Origin of the sequence: Caulobacter sp. Root343 (assembly GCF_001425745.1) — a bacterium.
In the GTDB taxonomy this organism is placed as follows: Bacteria; Pseudomonadota; Alphaproteobacteria; order Caulobacterales; family Caulobacteraceae; genus Caulobacter.
The window spans coordinates 664089-681635 of sequence record NZ_LMDF01000006.1; the positions used below are offsets into that span (position 1 = coordinate 664089).

The 17547-nt window shown below is 68.4% G+C and carries 13 protein-coding genes; 5 read left to right on the forward strand and 8 right to left on the reverse strand.

Annotated elements, in window-relative coordinates:
* Nucleotides 1–201: 201 nt before the first annotated feature.
* Together ASC70_RS10610 and ligD are read left to right on the forward strand one after the other, a co-directional pair.
* The gene (locus tag ASC70_RS10610; RefSeq protein WP_047409207.1) at nucleotides 202–474 is read left to right on the forward strand and encodes a hypothetical protein; all 273 of its coding nucleotides are present in this window, start codon (nucleotides 202–204) and stop codon (nucleotides 472–474) included.
* Nucleotides 475–483: 9 nt separating this feature from the next.
* Complete coding sequence (gene ligD, locus ASC70_RS10615; protein WP_056049821.1) at nucleotides 484–3171, forward strand: DNA ligase D; 2688 nt, start codon at nucleotides 484–486, stop codon at nucleotides 3169–3171.
* Between the two features lie 119 nt (nucleotides 3172–3290).
* Here ligD and ASC70_RS10620 read toward each other — a convergent pair whose 3' ends face one another.
* The 4 genes from ASC70_RS10620 to ASC70_RS10635 form a co-directional block, all read right to left on the reverse strand.
* Nucleotides 3291–4154, reverse strand: a complete 864-nt coding sequence (locus ASC70_RS10620) for a Ku protein (RefSeq protein ID WP_056049823.1) — start codon at nucleotides 4152–4154, stop codon at nucleotides 3291–3293.
* A 53-nt stretch (nucleotides 4155–4207) separates the two neighbouring features.
* Nucleotides 4208–5239 (reverse strand): DNA topoisomerase IB, encoded by a 1032-nt coding sequence (locus ASC70_RS10625; protein WP_056049826.1) that lies wholly within the window; start codon nucleotides 5237–5239, stop codon nucleotides 4208–4210.
* 123 nt (nucleotides 5240–5362) lie between these two features.
* Nucleotides 5363–8728 carry a TonB-dependent receptor domain-containing protein gene (locus tag ASC70_RS10630; RefSeq protein WP_235519337.1) on the reverse strand — a complete coding sequence of 1122 codons (3366 nt, stop codon included), beginning with the start codon at nucleotides 8726–8728 and terminating at the stop codon, nucleotides 5363–5365.
* A gap of 331 nt (nucleotides 8729–9059) precedes the next feature.
* Nucleotides 9060–9467, reverse strand: a complete 408-nt coding sequence (locus ASC70_RS10635; RefSeq protein ID WP_047409197.1) for a helix-turn-helix domain-containing protein — start codon at nucleotides 9465–9467, stop codon at nucleotides 9060–9062.
* Between the two features lie 215 nt (nucleotides 9468–9682).
* Here ASC70_RS10635 and ASC70_RS10640 point away from each other — a divergent pair, with 215 nt between their 5' ends.
* Together ASC70_RS10640 and ASC70_RS10645 are read left to right on the forward strand one after the other, a co-directional pair.
* Entirely contained in the window at nucleotides 9683–10696 is a 1014-nt protein-coding gene (locus tag ASC70_RS10640; RefSeq protein ID WP_056049830.1) for an FAD-binding oxidoreductase, read from the forward strand.
* 44 nt (nucleotides 10697–10740) lie between these two features.
* Nucleotides 10741–11904, forward strand: coding sequence for an acyl-CoA dehydrogenase family protein (locus ASC70_RS10645; RefSeq protein WP_047409191.1), 1164 nt, complete (start codon nucleotides 10741–10743; stop codon nucleotides 11902–11904).
* Between the two features lie 67 nt (nucleotides 11905–11971).
* Here the strand turns inward: ASC70_RS10645 and ASC70_RS10650 are convergent, their stop codons facing one another.
* On the reverse strand, nucleotides 11972–12688 hold the full coding sequence (locus ASC70_RS10650) for an energy transducer TonB (protein ID WP_056049832.1): 717 nt from the start codon (nucleotides 12686–12688) through the stop codon (nucleotides 11972–11974).
* A 193-nt stretch (nucleotides 12689–12881) separates the two neighbouring features.
* Between ASC70_RS10650 and ASC70_RS10655 the strand changes: the two genes are divergently transcribed.
* Complete coding sequence (locus tag ASC70_RS10655; protein WP_047409185.1) at nucleotides 12882–13751, forward strand: transglycosylase SLT domain-containing protein; 870 nt, start codon at nucleotides 12882–12884, stop codon at nucleotides 13749–13751.
* Here ASC70_RS10655 and ASC70_RS10660 read toward each other — a convergent pair.
* The 3 genes from ASC70_RS10660 to ASC70_RS10670 form a co-directional block, all read right to left on the reverse strand.
* The gene (locus ASC70_RS10660) at nucleotides 13741–14928 is read right to left on the reverse strand and encodes a CaiB/BaiF CoA-transferase family protein (protein WP_056049836.1); all 1188 of its coding nucleotides are present in this window, start codon (nucleotides 14926–14928) and stop codon (nucleotides 13741–13743) included. The two genes, ASC70_RS10655 and ASC70_RS10660, sit on opposite strands and share 11 nt — an antisense overlap.
* 83 nt (nucleotides 14929–15011) lie before the next feature.
* On the reverse strand, nucleotides 15012–15431 hold the full coding sequence (gene rnk, locus ASC70_RS10665; protein ID WP_047409179.1) for a nucleoside diphosphate kinase regulator: 420 nt from the start codon (nucleotides 15429–15431) through the stop codon (nucleotides 15012–15014).
* 238 nt (nucleotides 15432–15669) lie between these two features.
* Entirely contained in the window at nucleotides 15670–17466 is a 1797-nt protein-coding gene (locus tag ASC70_RS10670; protein ID WP_056049839.1) for an ATP-binding protein, read from the reverse strand.
* Nucleotides 17467–17547: the final 81 nt, after the last annotated feature.

Consider the following 17547-nt stretch of genomic DNA (forward strand, 5'->3'; position numbering starts at 1 on the left):
GGTCGCGCGGAGCGTCTGGCTTCGTCGAAACGGTACTTACAAACTCACACTCCGGACGCTGTCCGGCGCTCCGCGTCCCTTTCCATCCCTTCAGCGGCCAGCCGCGTGAGGCGGCGGAGCCGTGTTCGCGGCGCAAATCGACAAGACCGGAACGCCGGCCGGCCTCTAGCCATTTCCTCCTGCACGCACAGGAGAAACGCCATGACCGATGTCGATACCGATGGCTGGGACGAGCAGGACGGCGCAGAGGCGCTGGACGAGGACGTGGTCGGCAAGGACGGCGAGCTGCGCACCTTCGAGGAGTTGCCCGACGTGCTGGACGTGACCCAGGCAGAGGGTGACGCCGACGATGACGACGCCTTGATCGGCGAAGAGCTGGACGACGACGAGATCATCGCACTCGAGCAGGACGACGATCCCGGCGACGGTCGCGACGTCGACGACGAGCGGCCCGAAGTCTTCGACGGCGAATAGAGGGCGGCGATGGCGGCGCGCAAGCTGGCGGCCTACGCGGCCAAACGCGACTTCAAGGTCACCGCCGAACCGTCCGGCGAGGTCGGCGTCGCCGCCTCGGAACGGGCGCGGTTCGTGATCCAGAAGCATGACGCCACGCGGCTGCACTACGATTTGCGGCTGGAGCACGAGGGCGTGTTTCTGTCCTGGGCCGTGACCAAGGGCCCCTCGCGCGATCCGCACGACCGGCGCCTGGCGGTGCATGTCGAGGACCATCCGCTGGCCTATGGCGACTTCGAGGGCACGATCCCCAAGGGCCAGTACGGCGGCGGCACGGTGATGCTGTGGGACCGCGGCTGGTGGGCGCCCGAGCCAGGCTTCGACCTCCAGAAGGGGTTGAAGAAGGGCGAGATCAAGCTGGTCTTCGCCGGCGAGCGGATGAAGGGCGGCTACGTGCTCGTCCGGATCAACAACGACAGGCTAGGCGGCGGCAAGCGCGAGAACTGGCTGCTGATCAAGCATCGCGACGAGTTCGCCATCGAGGGCGACACGGACTTCCTGAAGGATACGTCCTTCTCGATCGCCTCGGGCCGGACCATGGAGCAGATCGCGGCCGGCAAGGGCAAGGCCCCGACGCCGTTCATGACCAAGGCCGGGCCGGCCTCGGACGCCGTCTGGAACAGCAAGGGCTCGCCCGAGGCCAGCGCCGAGCAAGCCGCCGAGGAGACCGGCGCGCCGAAAGGCCGTGAGGCGAAAGGCAAGCCGACCCCTAAATCAAAGCCGGCCGCGAAACCGGGACGAAAGGCGGCCATGCCAGACTTCGTGCCGCCGCAGCTGTGCAAGCTGGTCGACCGCCCGCCGGCCGGCGGCGACTGGGTCCACGAGATCAAGTTCGACGGCTATCGGATGCAGTTGCGCGTCGAGGGCGGCAAGCCCGCGCTGCGCACCCGCGCCGGCCTGGATTGGAGCGCGCGCTTTCCCCAGCTGATCAAGGACGCGGCGGGCTTCCCCGACTGCCTGATCGACGGCGAGGTCGTGGCCCTCGACGAGGCCGGCTCGCCCAGTTTCGCCGGCCTGCAGGCGGCCTTGGCCGAGGAGGACACAGGCGACCTGATCTTCTTCGTCTTCGACCTGCTGCACGCCGAGGGCGAGGACCTGACCGACCAGCCGCTGTCGGACCGCAAGAATCGCTTGAAGACCTTGCTGCCCTCCGCTTCCCAAAAGGGCGGCGAACGCATCCGCTATGTCGAGCACTTCCAGAGCGGCGGCGAGGCGGTGCTGCAGTCGGCCTGCCGGATGTCGCTGGAGGGCGTGGTCTCCAAGAAGCTCGACGCGCCCTATCGCTCAGGCAAGAGCGGGACCTGGACCAAGGCCAAGTGCCGGGCCGGCCACGAGGTGGTGATCGGCGGCTGGACCACCACCGGCGATGCGTTCCGTTCGCTGATCGTCGGGGTCTATCGCGACGGCGACCTGGTCCATGTCGGGCGGGTCGGGACGGGCTATGGCCGCGACAAGGTCGGCAAGCTGCTGCCCAAGCTGAAGGCCAACGCCCGCAAGACCTCGCCGTTCAGCGGCAAGGGCGCGCCGCGCGGCGGTCCCAACGTGCACTGGGTAGAGCCCGTCCTGGTGGCCGAGATCGAGTTCGCCGGCTTCACCGGCGACGGCTCGGTGCGCCAGGCCTCGTTCAAGGGCCTGCGCGAGGACAAGCCGGCCCAGGCCGTCGAGGCCGAGGCCCCGGCGCCGGCCGAGCAGGTCGAGCTGGCCCAGCCCAAGGCCGCCACCCCGGCCAGGCGCTCCGGCGGCAAGGCCTCGGTGCTGGGCGTGGCGATCTCCAATCCCGATAAGCCGCTGTGGCCGGATGCGGGCGATGGGACGCCGGGCACCAAGCTGGATCTGGTCGAATATTTCGAGGCGGTCGGGCCGTGGATGCTGGAGCATATCAAGGGCCGCCCGTGCTCGGTGATCCGCACCCCCGACGGCATTGGCGGCGAGACCTTCTTCCAACGCCATTCGGGCAAGGGCGTCTCGGCCTTGATCGACGACGTGACCGTCAGCGGCGACCGCAAGCCCTATCTGATGTTCAACACCCTGGAGAGCCTGGTCGCCGCCGGCCAATGGGGCGCGACCGAGCTGCACCCGTGGAACTGCCGGCCGGATGCTCCCGAGGTTCCGGGCCGCCTGGTCTTCGACCTCGACCCCGCGCCCGATGTGCCGTTCGAGGCCGTGGTCGAAGGGGCGCGCGAGATCCGCGACCGGCTGGAGGCCCTGGGCCTCGTGCCATTCTGCAAGACCACGGGCGGCAAGGGGCTGCACGTGGTGACGCCGCTGAAGGCCCCAGGGAAGGGGAGCAAGGTCGACTGGCCCGCCGCCAAGGCCTTCGCCCGCGAGGTCTGCGCCCAGATGGCCGCCGACAGTCCGGACCAGTACCTGATCAGCATGGCCAAGAAGGAGCGCGGCGGCCGGATCTTCCTCGACTACCTGCGCAACGACCGCATGAGCACGGCGGTCGCGCCGCTGTCGCCACGCGGGCGCTCCGGCGCGCCGGTGTCCTGGCCGGTCGCCTGGACCCAGGTGCGCAAGGGTCTGGATCCCTCGCGGTTCAACATCCGCACCGTGCCGGGGCTGCTGAAGGACCTCGACGCCTGGGACGCCTATGCCGACAGCGAGCGGGACCTGGCGCCGGCGATCAAGAAGCTGGGGAGCGCGAAGGCGAAATGACCCTGTCATCCCGGACAAGCGCGCAGCGCGCCGATCCGGGACCGCCGAAAGCGCTGAGTTCGTGGCGGTCCCGGGTCTCCGCTTCGCTTCGCCCGGGATGACAGGAAGAGGAGGTTTCGCTAACCCGCCTTCTTCCTCGGTGCGGCCTTGTGCGCGGTCTTCGCCGGAGCCTTGGCCGCCGGCTTCTTCCCGGCCGCCTTGGCCGGCGCCTTGCCCAGGCTGTTCCTCAAGGCCTCCATCAGGTCGACGACATTGGTGTCGGCGGGTTCCTCCACGGTGACCTTGCGGCTCTTGCCCTTCTGCTTTTCCTTGATCAGGGCGCGCAGGGCGTCTTCGTAGCGGTCGTTGAACTGCTCGGGATCGAACGGGCCTTCCTTCTGCTCAATGATCTTCTGGGCGATCTGGATCATCGCCGCGTCGGGCTTCTTCTCGGGAATGGCGTCGAAGTACGAGGCCGCGTCGCGCACTTCGCGGCGGGTGCGCAGGGACCAGGCGACCATGCCGTTGTCGCGCGGCTCGATCGCCAGCAGGCGCTCACGCTGGTGCATGACCACGCGTCCCAGGGCGACCTGACCCTCCTTGGTCATGGCCTCGCGGATCACGCCATAGGCCTCGGCGGCCAGCTTGCCGTCCGGGACCAGGAAATAGGGATTATCCCAGTAGAGCCGGTCGATCTCGTTGGCGGGGACGAAGCGCTCGATGTCGATGGTGCGGGTGCTCTCCAGGCGGACGCTGTCGATCTCGTCCTGGGTGATGACGACGTATTCGCCCTTCTCGTACTCATAGCCCTTGACGATGTCGGCGCGTTCGATGGGACCCAGGTCCGGATCGGTCGGGATCATCCGGATCCGGTTATGGGTCTTCTTGTGCAGCATGTTGAAGTGCACGTCGCCGCGCGAGTCGGTGGCGGTGTACATGGCGACGGGGCAGGTCACGAGCGACAGGCGCAGGTGGCCCTGCCAGGTGGGACGGCCAGCGGCCATGGGCGTTTCTCCGATCGAACCGAGTCAACGGCGGGGGTCGAGCGCCGTTCCCGTCAGGCTTGGCCGCACGAAGCCTGGGCGGCCTCCAGGAAGCGGATCACCGCCAGCTCGAACGCCCGGGCCGAGCGGCCGGGCTTCAGCGGCAGGGCGCCTTGCTGGTAGGCTTCCAGCACCAGCGGGTGGATGTACGACCCGCGGCAGACGGCGGCGGTGTTCCCGAGCAGGCCGGCGACGGCCTTGACGCAGGTGTTGACGTTGCGCTTGGCCTCGGCGGCGCTGCCGGCCTTGGGGACCAGGCACAGGGCCCGCGCGGCGGCCAGGGTGCCGGCCCAGGTGCGGAAGTCCTTGGCCGAGAAGTCCTCGCCGATCGCCTCGCGGATATAGGCGTTGACGTCGGCGCTCTCGACCGTGCGCCGCTGGCCGTCGTCGTCGAGATACTGGAACAATCGCTGGCCGGGGATGTCCTGGCAGGCCTTGACGATGCGGGCCAGGCGGCGGTCGCGGAAGCCGGTCGTGTGGACCTTGCCGCTCTTGCCCTTGAACTGGAACGTGCCGCCGACCCCGGACAGCTTGGCATGCCTGTCGCGCAGGGTGGTCAGGCCGAAGCTCTTGTTCTCCTTGGCGTAGGCCTCGTTGCCGACCCGGATCAGGGTCAGCTCCATCAGCCGGACCACTGCGGCGACGACCTTCTCGCGCGGCAGGCCTCGGCGGGCGAGGTCGGCCTCGACCCTGGCTCGCAGCTTCGGCAACGCGCGGCCGAAGGCGATCATGCGGCCGAACTTCAGGCCGTCGCGGTCGCGCCGCCAGGCGTCGTGATAGCGGTACTGCTTGCGCCCCTTCTGGTCGCGGCCAGTCGCCTGGATGTGGCCGCGCGGCGAGGGGCAGATCCAGACCTCGGTCCAGGCTGGCGGAATGGCCAGGGCGCGGATGCGGTCCAGGGTCGCCGCGTCGGAGATCCGGTCGCCGTCCGGATCGCGATAGTCGAACCCGCTCTTGGTCTGGACGCGCCGTATGCCCGGATCGTCGTCATTGACGTACAGCAGGCCGGACGCGGCCGGCGGACTCCCCATCGTATCGCGTGGCATCTCGCCCGCCCTCGTGACCGCTCCGTTCCAGGATCAACGGCGCGCGGGAAGCCGGGGTTCCGGACACGAAAAAGGCCCGCGACGCGAACGCCGCGGGCCCGATTTCCGTCGCCGGATCTACGATCAGAACTCGTAGCGCAGCGATACCTGCATGTACCACAGCGACAGGCCCGTATTGCGGGTCTTGGTCACCGAGGTCGGGACGCTGGAATAGCGGTAGCGGACGCAGCCTGCGTCGTTCGTCGCCGCCAGGGCGTTGTCCTTGTTCAAGCAATCGACGCGGGCCAGGGTGTTGATGTCGCTGTATTCCGACACCAGGCCCCAGTCGCGGTTGATCAGGTTCAGCAGGTTGCGGACATCGACCTGGATCTTCAGCTTGTGACCTTCGATCAGGGTCGGCAGCTCCTGGCTGAACTGGGCGTCCAGGCGGTTGACCGGCGCATTGGTGTTCGAGTTCTTCTGCGCCAGGCCGGGCTTCAGATCGTATAGCGCCACGTACTTCTTGAAGAGGTTCAGGTCGTTCGCGGTGGCGAAGGTCACCAGGCCGTAGTCCAGACCCGACGCGCCGCCGTTGCCGCTGAGGTCCGGCACGTACAGCATCTGGGCCGTGCGGTTGACGCCGAACACCTGGCTGCGGCCCGACTGGCGGTCCTGCATGTAGAAGCCGAACGGACGGCCGTCCTGGCGCTCGGCGAACAGGGTCACGCGGGTCTCGTTGTCGCCGAAGAACTTCTTCCGGTAGCTGAACTCGGCCTTGTAGCGGTTCTTGATCTCGTAGACCGAGCGGCCCAGGTAGTCGCGGTTGGGGTCCATGCCGGCGGCGACGCCGCCGTACAGCGAGCCCGCCGTGGTGCCGAAGAACAGGCCGGCGTTGATGTCGTTCATGTTCTGGCGGGCATAGCCCAGCGAGAAGTCGCCGCCCCAGTCGAAGCGCTTGGAGACCTGGGCGCTGGCCGTCCAGCTTTCGCCCTTGTCGGCGTTGGTGACGATGACGTCGCGGTTCGAGCCGAGGTTGGCCGAGCTCTTGCCCGGCGTGGTGGCGGCCAGGCCGTCATAGCGGATCCGGCCGTCCGGCAGGTACTGCTGCACGCCGCCGATCGTCAGCGGCTGGGCGCGGCTATCGTAATAGGTGATCTCGTTCTGGGCCTGGGTGGCGATGTAGTTGACGGTGGCGGTCCAGCCGTCGGTCCACTTGCCCGAACCGCGCCATTCGCCCGACAGATAGAGCTTCCACTGGCCCGGCATCTCGAAGCTGGGCGACAGGGCGATGACCTCGCCCAGCGGCGGGATGCTCGGCGAGCCGGCCAAGGTGCCCTGCTGCAGTTGCTGGATCACGGTCGGAACGGCCAGGCCGAACTTGGCGTCGGTGTTCAGGCCGTCCAGCGCCGTCGAACCGATGGCCTGGGTGAAGCCGGGCGTGCCGCCGGTCTCGGTGAAGGTCCCGTTGCTGTTGCGCTGGATGGTGACCTGGCTGGTCGCGTAGCCGGTATTGTAGAACGAGATGCCTGTCAGCACGTCGGGCGAGCCGCCCGCGAACAGGCCGAAGCCGCCCGTGAAGCGCAGGTTGTCGCTGGCCTTCCAGTCGACCGAGACCCGCGGCATGAAGACATGCAGGCCGTCGATGGTCTTCTGGTTGGTGTAGCCGTTCCGGGCCGTGAAGTTCGGGTTCAGGATCGGGCGGTCCGGCTCGTCATACCAGTCGAAGCGGAAGCCGGCCGAGACCTGCAGGTTGTCGGTGATGTCCAGGGTGTCCTGGGCGAAGCCCGAATAAGTCCAGTAGGTGCTGTCGAAGGCCGCGGCGTTCGGGTTTCCCGTCACCGAGTTGGCGTAGATCAGCTGGCTGGCCTTGCCGGCCTGATAGTCGGCGAGCGAGTCGAAATAGTACTGGCCGCGCGAGTTCGGAACGAACACGTCGAAGACGTCGGCCTTGCGGGCCTGAGCGCCGACCTTGAAGCGGTTCTCGCGCCAGCTGTACTCGGCCACGGCCTGGTAGCGAGTCTCCTGCTCGTCCAGGGCGTTGGCGTGGCGGAACTGGTCGGGGCCGAACAGCACCTGCGAGAAGCCGGCGGCGCAGCTGGTCAGGGTGGCGTCCGAGCTCGGGGCGGCGCAGATGCGCACGTCCGAGAAGTTCTGGCCGCCGGGCGGGTTCTGGCCGTTGCGGTAGTCGCGATAGGTGGCCTTGACCGTGGTCGACAGGTTGTCGGTCCAGTTGGAGTGGACTTCCAGCGTCGTGGCCTCGTCGCTGTTGGCCTGTTGGTACCAGTGCGAGAACAGCGACGCCGTGGTCGCGCCGAGGTCGGTGCGCTGGAACGAGCTGCTCTCGGCGTAGCGGTAGGTCAGGCTGGCGCGGTGCTTGTCGCTGATGTTCCAGTCGATCTTGGCCGAGTACTTCTTGTCGGTGACCGGCGCGGTCAGCGGGATCGAGCCCAGGCTGTAATCGCTGGCGTAATTGTTGTTGTAGGTGTTGACGATCGAGTCGATCGTCGCCTGCGTCAGGCCGTTCGAGAAGGTGTTGACCGCGCCCGAGCCCGGCGCGCCGAACTGGGTGGTGTCCAGGGTCTTGTAGGTCTCGTAGCTGACCGCGAAGAACAGCTTGTCCTTGATGATCGGGCCCGACAGGAAGCCGCCGTAGTTCTTCTGGCTGATGGTCTGGGGCACGCGGGTCTTGCTGTAGTGGCGGCCGACCATGCCTTCGTTCAGATAGTTGTCGAACGCCACGCCGTGGAAGCTGTTGCCGCCCGAGCGCAGCACCAGGTTCAGGGCCCCGCCGACGAAGTCGCCGTTCTCGACGTCGGTCGGAACGGCGGCGACCGAGAACTGTTCGACGGCGTCCAGGGTGACCGGGCCGCGCGCGGTGCTCATGCCGCCCTGGGCCAGGCCGAAATTGTCCTGGGCCGACACGCCGTCGACGGATAAACGGTTCAGGCGCGGGTTCGAGCCGGCGATCGAGATGCCGCCGCCGTTGGTGCCGGCGCGACCGCCGCTGAGATCCTGGGCGACGAGGATGTCGCGACGCGCGAAGTCGCGCGGATCGCGGGTCACCGCCACGACCGAGTTCAGGTCGTCGCGGTTCAGGACGGTCTTGGGTCCCTGGTCGTTGTTGGCGCGGCTGGCGGCCGAGACCACGATGGCCTCGACCTGGGCGCTGTCGCCCAGCTCGACGTCCAGGTCGGTGGTCTTGCCCAGGCTCAGGAACAGGTCGGTGAAGGTCTTGGTCCCGCCATCCGGCGTGGTGACCGTCACCGTATACGGACCGCCCACGCGCAGGCCGCGCGCGTCGAACGCGCCGCTGCCGCCGGTCATGGTGGCGCTGCGGGTGCCCGAGGGCGTGTGCAGCACGGTGACGCTGGCATTGGGCACGGCCACGCCGCCGCTGGTCACCTGACCGTGCAGGGAGGCCGTCGTCTCCTGAGCGTAGGCCGCGCCCCCCATCGCCAATGTCATGGCGCCCAGGGCGGCCCCCGCCGCCAATCGCTTCATCGAAATCATGTAAATCCCCTCGCTTCGCGACGTCACCAGAACAGCCGTCTGGCGGCGATGATGACGGCGCGTCATGGCGAGTCCGACACAGCCGCGCGAACCTACAAAGACGCGACGGCGCAAACGCCAGGGGAGGGCGCATGCTTGCCTGCGAATTGGACGACGTTCGGCGACGAACGGTCGTTCGCTAGGCGCGAGGGGCGATCAGCGGTTGTCCGGAAGTAAGATTTTACTTCGTAAGTGGAGCGCGAGCCGATGAGTCGGGCGTCTGTCGAGGCAACAAAAAAGCCCGCGTCGCCGAGGCTGACGCGGGCTCTTGCCGTAACCTTGAAGACGAGTCCTAGGGGGCTTCGTCGTCCACCATGGCCCGGACCAGGTCGACGACCCGGCGGCGCAGGCGGCGGTCGGCGAGCCGCGGGAACAGGCTCGCCAGTTCCAGGCCTTCCGGCGTGGAGACGAACTCGGTCATCCGCTGGGCGAAGCCGTCGTCGATGCCGCCGTCGGTCTCTTCCAGGCCTTCGAAGAAGTAGGACACCGGGGCCTGCAGCAGCTTGGCCGCGTCGTACAGCTTGCTGGCGCTGATGCGGTTGGCGCCGCGCTCATACTTCTGGATTTGCTGGAAGGTGATGCCGAGGGCGTCGGCGACCTGGGTCTGACTGAGACCCATCATCTTGCGGCGAATTCTCAGCCGGGCCCCCACGTACAGATCAACGGGGTGGGCCGGTTCGACTGCGGGTCGATCGTTCATCCGCCTGTATTCCCTCCAACGCCGCGAAGGCGGCCTCGTGCCAATATTAACGGATATAGACCGAGCTTGGCTGCGTCGTCACGTGCGGGCATGCGCGGAACGGGTCCTCGCGCCAATGTGTCGCGGTCTAGCTTCGCGGCTCGCAAGAGAGCGACGTGGTCGGAAGAGGTCGTCAGGGGCTTGACGGACGAGGCCGTGGGAGGTGTCTGCGCGCCATGAAAGTTCAATCGGGCGCGCGCGTCGCGGTGGCCGGGGCCGGGGCGTTGGGATCAGCCACGGCGCTGCGCCTGGCGCGGGCGGGGTTCGCCGTCACCGTCTTCGATCCGGCTCCGCCCGGCGCCAACGCCTCGGGCGTTGCGGCCGGCATGCTGGCGCCGGTGAGCGAAGCCCTGTTCGACCCGGCGTCCCGCGATCACCTGCCCCTGATGCGCCGCGCCCGCGACCTGTGGCCGGCCTTCGCCGAGGACCTGGGACTGGAGATCGTCCGCGCTGGCGTGCGAATCGAGGGCTCCGAGACCTGGCGCACCCAGGTCGGTCAGCGTCTGCGTGAGCTCGGCCTGCCAATCGGCGAGGTCATTGTCGAGGACTGGCGCGTCGACGCTCTGCGCGCCCTTGAGGCCCTGCGCGCGGCGTCCGAGGCGGCGGGCGTGCGTTTCCAAGCGAGCGCGATCGAGGCCTTCGCGCCGGGAACCCTGCGCTTGGCCGACGGGCGAACCGAGGCCTTCGACGTCCTGGTGCTGGCCACCGGACCTGGCGCGCGCGATGGCCGCTTGGCCCCGGAGACGGTCGCCCTGACGCCGATCAAGGGCCAGATCCTGCGCGCCCCGGTCACTGAGTCGGACGCGGCGGTGGTGCGGGGCGAGGGCGTCTATCTGGCCCCGGGCCAGACCTTGGCCATCGGCGCGACCATGGAAATAGGGCGCGATGACCTGGCGCCGGACGCCTCGGCGACCCAGAGCCTGCGGGCGGCGGCGTGGGCCCTGCGTCCTGACCTCGATCTGGACAGGGCGAAGGTCGAGGTCGGCGTGCGGGTCACCACGCCCGACGGCCTGCCGCTGGTCGGTTGGAGCGCGGCGTCCGGCGTCCTGTTGGCGGTGGGTGCGCGGCGCAATGGCTGGCTGCTCGCGCCGCTTGTGGCCGACATGGTCGCGGCGTATCTGAATGACGATAACCCGGGCCCCGACGCCGCCGCCATGGACGCGCGACGCTTCGAGGAGCCCAAGTCCTGACAACCAGGATCTAACGAACAAGAGCGCGCAGGGGAGTAGGCCGGATGTCCGGATTCTGGTTGACCGAAGAGCAGGAAGCCATCCGCGAAGGCGTCGCCAAGGTGTGCGCCGCCTTCGACGACGAGTATTGGCGCCGCACCGACGATACCGGAAACTTCCCCGAGGCCTTCGTCGCCGCCATCGCCGAGGGCGGCTGGCTGGGCGTGGCCATGCCGGAGAGCGTCGGCGGCGCCGGCCTGGGCCTGACCGAAGCGGCCGTCATGATGCAGACCGTGGCCCAGTCGGGGGCCGGCTTTTCAGGCGCTTCGGCCATCCACCTGAACATCTTCGGCCCGATGCCGCTGGTGAAGTTCGGGACCGATGCGCAGCGCGAGCGCCTGCTGCCCCGGCTGATCTCGGGCGAGGACAAGATGTGCTTCGCCGTCACCGAACCCAATTCGGGCCTCGACACCTCGAGCCTGGAGACGCGGGCCGAGAAGGTCGACGGCGGCTATCGCCTGAACGGCCGCAAGATCTGGACCACCGGCGCCCAGCGCGCCAACAAGATCCTGATCATCGCTCGCACCACGCCCAAGGACCAGTGCGCCAAGCCGACGCAAGGCCTATCGCTGTTCTATACCGACCGCGAGAAGATCGAGGCCAAGCCGATCCCGAAGATGGGCCGCAAGGCCGTCGAATGTAACATGCTCTTCATCGAGGACCTGTTCGTCCCCGCCGAGGATCTGGTCGGCGAGGAGGGCAAGGGCTTCCAGTACCTGCTGCACGGCCTCAATCCCGAGCGCGTGCTGTTCGCCGTCGAGGCCATCGGCCTGGGGCGCGCGGCCCTGGCCAAGGCGACCACCTACGCCAATGAGCGGATCGTGTTTGGCCGGCCGATCGGCCAGAACCAGGGCGTGGCCCATCCGCTGGCCAAGTCGTGGGCCGAGCTGGAGGCCGCCAACCTGTTGGCCTTCAAGGCCGCCGCCCTCTACGACGCCGGCAAGGAGTGCGGGGCCGAGGCCAACGCCGCCAAGTACCTGGGCGCCGAGGCGGGATTCCATGCCTGCGAGAACGCGGTGCTGGCCCACGGCGGCATGGGCTACGCCAAGGAATACGACGTCGAGCGCTATTTCCGCGAGGCGATGATCGCCCGCATCGCGCCGGTCAGTCGCGAGATGATCCTGAACTTCATCGCCGAGCGCGTGCTGGGCCTGCCGAAAAGCTACTAGTGAGGGATATGGCCGGGTCGCTGGGAGGCTGCGACCCGGCCGCCGTTTCAACGCTGGAGGAGGGCTGTCAGGCGCCCGCGTTGAACCGGATCGGGATGCGCACCGTCGCGCCATCGACGGGACGACCGTCCTCCATCTGCGGCCTCATCTTGAAGAAGCGCGAAACCTTCAAGGCCGCGTTGCCGAAGCCCTCGTCGACGGGTGTCTCCGAGATCACCGAGCAGTCGCGGACCGTGCCGTTGACCGCCACCACGCAGTTCAAGGTCGCCGAGCCCGAGAGGCCGCGCCGTTGGGCGCTCTCCGGATAGTAGCGGGCCATGTCATCGGCCGAAGGCAGCCGCAGCCAGTTGGCGCGGGTGATCATCTTGGTTGGCGGCGAAGGCGGGGCTGGCGGCGCGGGTGGCGTCGGCGTCAGGGTGGTGATCGGACCTGTAGCCGGAGGGCCTTCGACGATCGGGTCGGCGACCAGCGGCGGAGGGGTCTCGAACGGCGTCTGTAGCGGGACATGCAGCTTCGGCGCGGCGGCCTGGGGCGGCGGCTGGCTCGTCTGCGGGGGAGGGGGCGGCGGCTTCGGCGGCGTGTAGATCGGCTCGAGGATGATGGCCTTGTCGTCATCCATCCTGGGCAGCGGCGTGACGTACTTCTGATAGGCCAGGTAACCGATCAGGGCGATGTGCGCGGCCGCCGAGACGCCGATGCCGATCAGCAGCACGCGTGAAGGTTTGCGCGGGGCGCCGTCCAGGCCGGGAATGCCCGAGCCGTTGGGATGGAGAGCCAGGTTCATGTCGACCTCCTAGATGGAATTACATCTGTAGGATCAGGTCAGCATGGCGCGCGTCGGCTGTAAATTGACAATCGTAATCCGCATGACGATTTTTCTTACGTCTGTAAGATCGGGTGCGGCATCTCGTCCCCGGACGCCGTCCGGCAAGCGTGGTTAATTGCCAATTAACCATACTCGCTCAGTCATGAGGCCCATGCCCGCCGTCAGTTCCATTCGCAGCGTCGTCGAGTCGGCGATCCAGCGCGCTTCCAGCGCGACCGGGGTCGACTTCACGTTCCTGATGGGCGCGGCCAAGCGCGAGAGCGGTTTCAACCCGGCCGCCAAGGCCCGGACGTCGTCGGCCTCGGGCCTGTTCCAGTTCGTCGACCAGACCTGGCTGTCCACGCTGAAGAAGCACGGCGCCAAGTACGGCTACGCCCGCTACGCCGACCTGATCAGCCAGGGCTCCGACGGCCGCTACCGGGTCGAGGGCGACGAAGCCCGCAAGGCCGTCCTGGGCTTGAAGACCGATCCGCACGCGGCGTCCCTGATGGCCGGTGAGCTGGCCTCGGACCATGCCTCGTACCTGCGTGGCCGGGTGGGGCGCGACCCCACGGCCGGCGAACTGTATGCCGCCCACTTCCTGGGCCCGAAGGGCTCGGCTCGCCTGATCGAGGCCGCGACGGCCTCGCCGGGCGCTAGCGCCGCGGCCATGTTCCCCGACGCCGCCCAGGCCAACCGTTCGATCTTCTACAAGGAAGGCCGCGCCGCCACCGTGGGCGAGGTCTATGCCAACCTGACCAAGACCGGCGGCGCCACCCGGGTCACCGACCAAGACCCTGTGCGCTTGCCGGAAGGCGATCAGGGCTTCATGCAATACGCTGGCGGCCGGCGCCTGGAGCGTATCCGCCAGCAGGAGGCCATGGTCGACCTGATCCTGCGCGGCTCGCAGGAGGTCGGCAATCCGTTCGGCGAGTCGTCGAGCGGCTCGGGCATGGGCGGCGGCCAGCGACTGGCCAGCTCGATGTTCTCGGCCGAGATGCTGCGCGTGCTGGCCGACGCCAACGACAAGATCAAGCGCTGACGGCCGTCAGGGCCGCCACCTGATCCTCCGACCATCCCAGCTCCCTGAACACCGTCGCCGTGTCGGCGCCGAGCCGTGGCGCGGGACCGCGCGGGCCGTCCTCTGATCCCGGGAAGCGGGCCGGAGCGGCGGGGGCCTTGAAGGTCCCACCCGCGCCGTCGGGCGTGTCGACGAAGCAGCCGGCCGCCTCGGCCTGGGCGTCCGCCACCAGTTCGCGCGGGGTCTGATAGGGCGCCCAGGTGATATCGCCGGCGTCCAGCGCTTCGGCGACCTGTGGATAACTCATGGCGCCGAAGGCTTCGTCCAGGATATCGACCAAGGTCTGTCCGTTCTCGCGGCGGGCCTTGGCCGACGAAAAGCGCGGATCGTCGACCAGCTCCGGCCGCCCGGCCGCCGCCGCGATGCGGGGCCAATCGACCGAGCCCTGGCGGGGCAAGAGGCAGATCCAGCGGCCCTCGGCGGTCTTGTAGAAGTTGGCCAGGGGCTGCACCGCCTCGCGCCGGCCACGCGTGGACGCCAGCTTTCCGAACCGCAGCTGGATCGCCATGTCCGAGCCGATCGCATAGACCCCGGTGCGCAGCAGCGAGGTCTCGACCAGGCGGCCAACCCCGGTGCGTGTCCGCTCGTGGACCGCCGCCAGGATCGCCGAGACCGTGGCCAGCGAGGTGACGTGGTCGCCCATGCCGGTCCGGATCGGGAACGGCTCGGCCCCCTTGGGCGCGGTGATCGAGCCGACGCCGGCCCGCGACCAGAAGGCCGCCACGTCCATGCCCGGCTTGTCGGCGTCGGGACCGGTCAGGCCATAGCCCGTCAGGCTGCAATAGATCAGGCGCGGATTGACGGCCCGCAGCGCCTCGAAGCCCAAGCCGGCGCGCGCCAGGGCGGCCGGGCGGACATTGGTCAGGAAGATGTCGGCGGTGGCGGCCAGGGCTTTCAGCGCGTCGCGGCCGAGGTCGGAGCGAATATCCAGCACCACGGCGCGCTTGCCGCGGTTGTCGAGCTCGAAGATCGGGTTGGCGTCCTGATCCGAACCGATGGTGTCGAAGAAGCGCCGCATCGGGTCGCCCTCGGGCGACTCGACCTTGATCACGTCGGCGCCCCAGTCGGCCATGATCCCGGCCGCGCCGGGGGCGGCGATATAGGTCGCCAGCTCGACGACCCGCAGTCCTTCCAGCATCGCGCCCTCCCGCTCTTGTTGTCGCTGGAACCATGGGGGAGGGCGGTCGTTGGGGGAAGGCTTACCCAGCGGTAACCCTCCACTCAAAAGACTAGCCGGCCGGGCGGCTCGACCTTGAGGATGCGCAACAGCCTGTCTTGGCCGCCGCGATCGGGCCATTGGATTTCCTGGCCGACGGACAGGCCGATCAAGCCCGCGCCCACCAGGGAGAGGACTGAAATCTTGCCAGCGGCGATGTCGGCCTCCTTTGGATAGACAAGAAGAACCGACCGGGCCATGCCGTTGGCGTCATCTTCGAACCGGACCGTCGAGCGCATCCGGACCACATGGGAAGGCATGTCGGCGTCGGGCCGGATCTCGGCGCGGTCGATTTCCTGCAAAAGCATCTCGGCCGCCAACGGCGCGGCCCGTTCCATTTGCGCGGCCAAGATCGACAGGCGTTCGACCTCGGTCTCGGCCATGACGATGCACGGGCGCGCGACGGCGTATGCCTGTAGAGGCATGGAAAGCTCCTGACAAAGGTGCGGTTGGACGGTCGCGAACGCGCGCGGCGGTCCCTTAGATGGCGGAATGGGTGATGTTCGCCCCGAACGCCCGCGACGGATACGCGGACGGCTCGGGGCTAGAGGCCTGCGAGCAGGCTACCGCCGTGGTGGCGAAAACGACGAAAGGTCGGTCGCGAGAACATGCGCCCATTCTCCACCCCCGGCCCGGCTTGTCAAACCGAAGGGGGAAGACGTGTCAGGCGGCGGCTTCGGTCCTGGCTTCGCGGCGGTCGAGAGACGCCGCGTCGGCCAAGACACGCGCCACTGCGGCCACGCTGACCGGTTTGCGCAGGACGATGTCAGCGCCGGCGTCGAGGAATTCCGAAGCCTCGTCGCCGTCCCCGTCGATCATCGCCACGATGGGCGCGGCGCGATTGGGACCTTCGGTGTCGCGCACGGACGCGGCGACCGCGGGGCCGTCCACGAGCGGCATGCGATGATCCAGCATCAGCAGGTCGAACTCGGCGATCTTGGCCAGGTCGGCGGCCCGGCGGCCATTCTGGGCGTGAACGACCTGGTGGCCCAGCTGCTCGAGGATGGCGCGCAGCATGGCCGCGTTCAGGGCGTCGTCTTCGGCGATCAGGATGCGCAACGTTCGCGGCGCGCCCGAAGCCTCGACGGCGGCGGAGTCCAGATCCTGCTCCAGCTCGCATTCGACGGAGTCGTCGAAGGGCAAGGTGAGGGTAAAGCAGCTGCCGACGCCGACGGCGCTGCGCGCCTCCAGGGCGCCGCCCATCAGGCGGGCCAGTTGGCGCGACAGAGAGAGGCCCAGGCCCGCGCCGTTGACGCCGGCCCCGGTGCGCTCGACGCGGCGGAAGGGTTCGAAGGCCTGCTCCATCTCCTCGGTCGACAGGCCGGGGCCCGTGTCGGCGACCTCGATGGCCACTTGACCCTCGCGCAGCTCCAGGCGGACCTCGATACGGCCACGCACGGTGTACTTGACCGCATTGCCCAGCAGGTTGGCGATGATCTGGCGCGTGCGCAGAGCGTCGGCCACGGTCGCGCCCCTGTCGCGACCGCGCAGCAGCGGGTCGACATGGACCGCCAGCTCCAGCCCCTTGGTCGCCGCGTGCGGCTTGTCCAGCAGCACCAGGTCCTGGACCAGGCGCACGGGGTCGAAAGGCTGGGTCTCGACATTGAGGCGACCGGCCTCGGCCGTTTCGGAGTCGAGGGTGGCGTTCAGGACCGAGATCAGGTCCTGGGCGGCGTCGAGGGCGGCGTTCAGTTGCTCACGCGAGGGCGCGGCGCGACCGCCCCGACCCGCGGCGGCGGCCAGCACGTGCGTGACGCCGGTCAGGCCGTTGCGGATTTCGTGGCTGAGGGTGGCGACGATGTCCGATTTCGAACGGGCGGTGCGTTCGGCGGCCTCGAGCACCCGCAGGCGTTCGTCGACCATATGCTCGTGAGCGACGGCCAGATCGTGCTGACGGCGGAACATGCGATTGAGGATCAGGGCCAGGGTGATCGCCAGGGCCAGGCCGCCCCAGGTCAGCTCACCGGCCTGCTGCCCGTCCGGATGCGAGAATCGAGCGATCAAGGGACCGGCCGCCGCGATCGGGGCGACGATCAACAAGCTCGGCAGGTAGGGCGCGGCGAAGAAGACGCAGAGCACCGCGCCCGCCGTCGCCAGCATCAGCAGGGTGTCGCGCGCCGGACCGGCGCCTTGGGCGAAAGCCGAGATCTGAACGACGGTCAGGGCCCAAAGCACGCCACAGAGCACCTGAACCCGGGCGCGGCGATTAAGGTCTTGCGACGCTTCGACGCGCAGCCAGTTCACGGCGGCGTAGAAGACGGCCCAGTTGATCGCGAACAGCGCGAAGCTGGCGCTCATCCAGACGCGATTGGCGGCGAAGGACCCGACCCAGACGAAAAAGGGCAGGCTGACCGCGAAAACCCCAAGCGCATAAGGCAAAAGCGCGGCTTGGGAATCCAGCGCCTTGGCCAGGTGTGCGCCGTCCGTCGGGCTCTCTTTAGGGCGGCGCTCGGCGAACAAAGGTCGCGCTCCTCGTGGTTCAGCGCGCACCTTAGGAGAGCATGGTGTGTACCCGGTTACGGGACATCGTTAATCCACAGC

Bases quoted from the DNA above. Each gene is read 5' to 3' on its own strand.
- ASC70_RS10635 (WP_047409197.1), bottom strand. From the start codon at position 9,467: ATGAACGATCGACCCGCAGTCGAACCGGCCCACCCCGTTGATCTGTAC.
- ASC70_RS10655 (WP_047409185.1), top strand. From the start codon at position 12,882: ATGCCCGCCGTCAGTTCCATTCGCAGCGTCGTCGAGTCGGCGATCCAG.
- rnk (WP_047409179.1), bottom strand. From the start codon at position 15,431: ATGCCTCTACAGGCATACGCCGTCGCGCGCCCGTGCATCGTCATGGCC.
- ligD (WP_056049821.1), top strand. From the start codon at position 484: ATGGCGGCGCGCAAGCTGGCGGCCTACGCGGCCAAACGCGACTTCAAG.
- ASC70_RS10660 (WP_056049836.1), bottom strand. From the start codon at position 14,928: ATGCTGGAAGGACTGCGGGTCGTCGAGCTGGCGACCTATATCGCCGCC.
- ASC70_RS10645 (WP_047409191.1), top strand. From the start codon at position 10,741: ATGTCCGGATTCTGGTTGACCGAAGAGCAGGAAGCCATCCGCGAAGGC.
- ASC70_RS10620 (WP_056049823.1), bottom strand. From the start codon at position 4,154: ATGGCCGCTGGCCGTCCCACCTGGCAGGGCCACCTGCGCCTGTCGCTC.
- ASC70_RS10625 (WP_056049826.1), bottom strand. From the start codon at position 5,239: ATGCCACGCGATACGATGGGGAGTCCGCCGGCCGCGTCCGGCCTGCTG.
- ASC70_RS10610 (WP_047409207.1), top strand. From the start codon at position 202: ATGACCGATGTCGATACCGATGGCTGGGACGAGCAGGACGGCGCAGAG.
- ASC70_RS10650 (WP_056049832.1), bottom strand. From the start codon at position 12,688: ATGAACCTGGCTCTCCATCCCAACGGCTCGGGCATTCCCGGCCTGGAC.
- ASC70_RS10630 (WP_235519337.1), bottom strand. From the start codon at position 8,728: ATGATTTCGATGAAGCGATTGGCGGCGGGGGCCGCCCTGGGCGCCATG.
- ASC70_RS10640 (WP_056049830.1), top strand. From the start codon at position 9,683: ATGAAAGTTCAATCGGGCGCGCGCGTCGCGGTGGCCGGGGCCGGGGCG.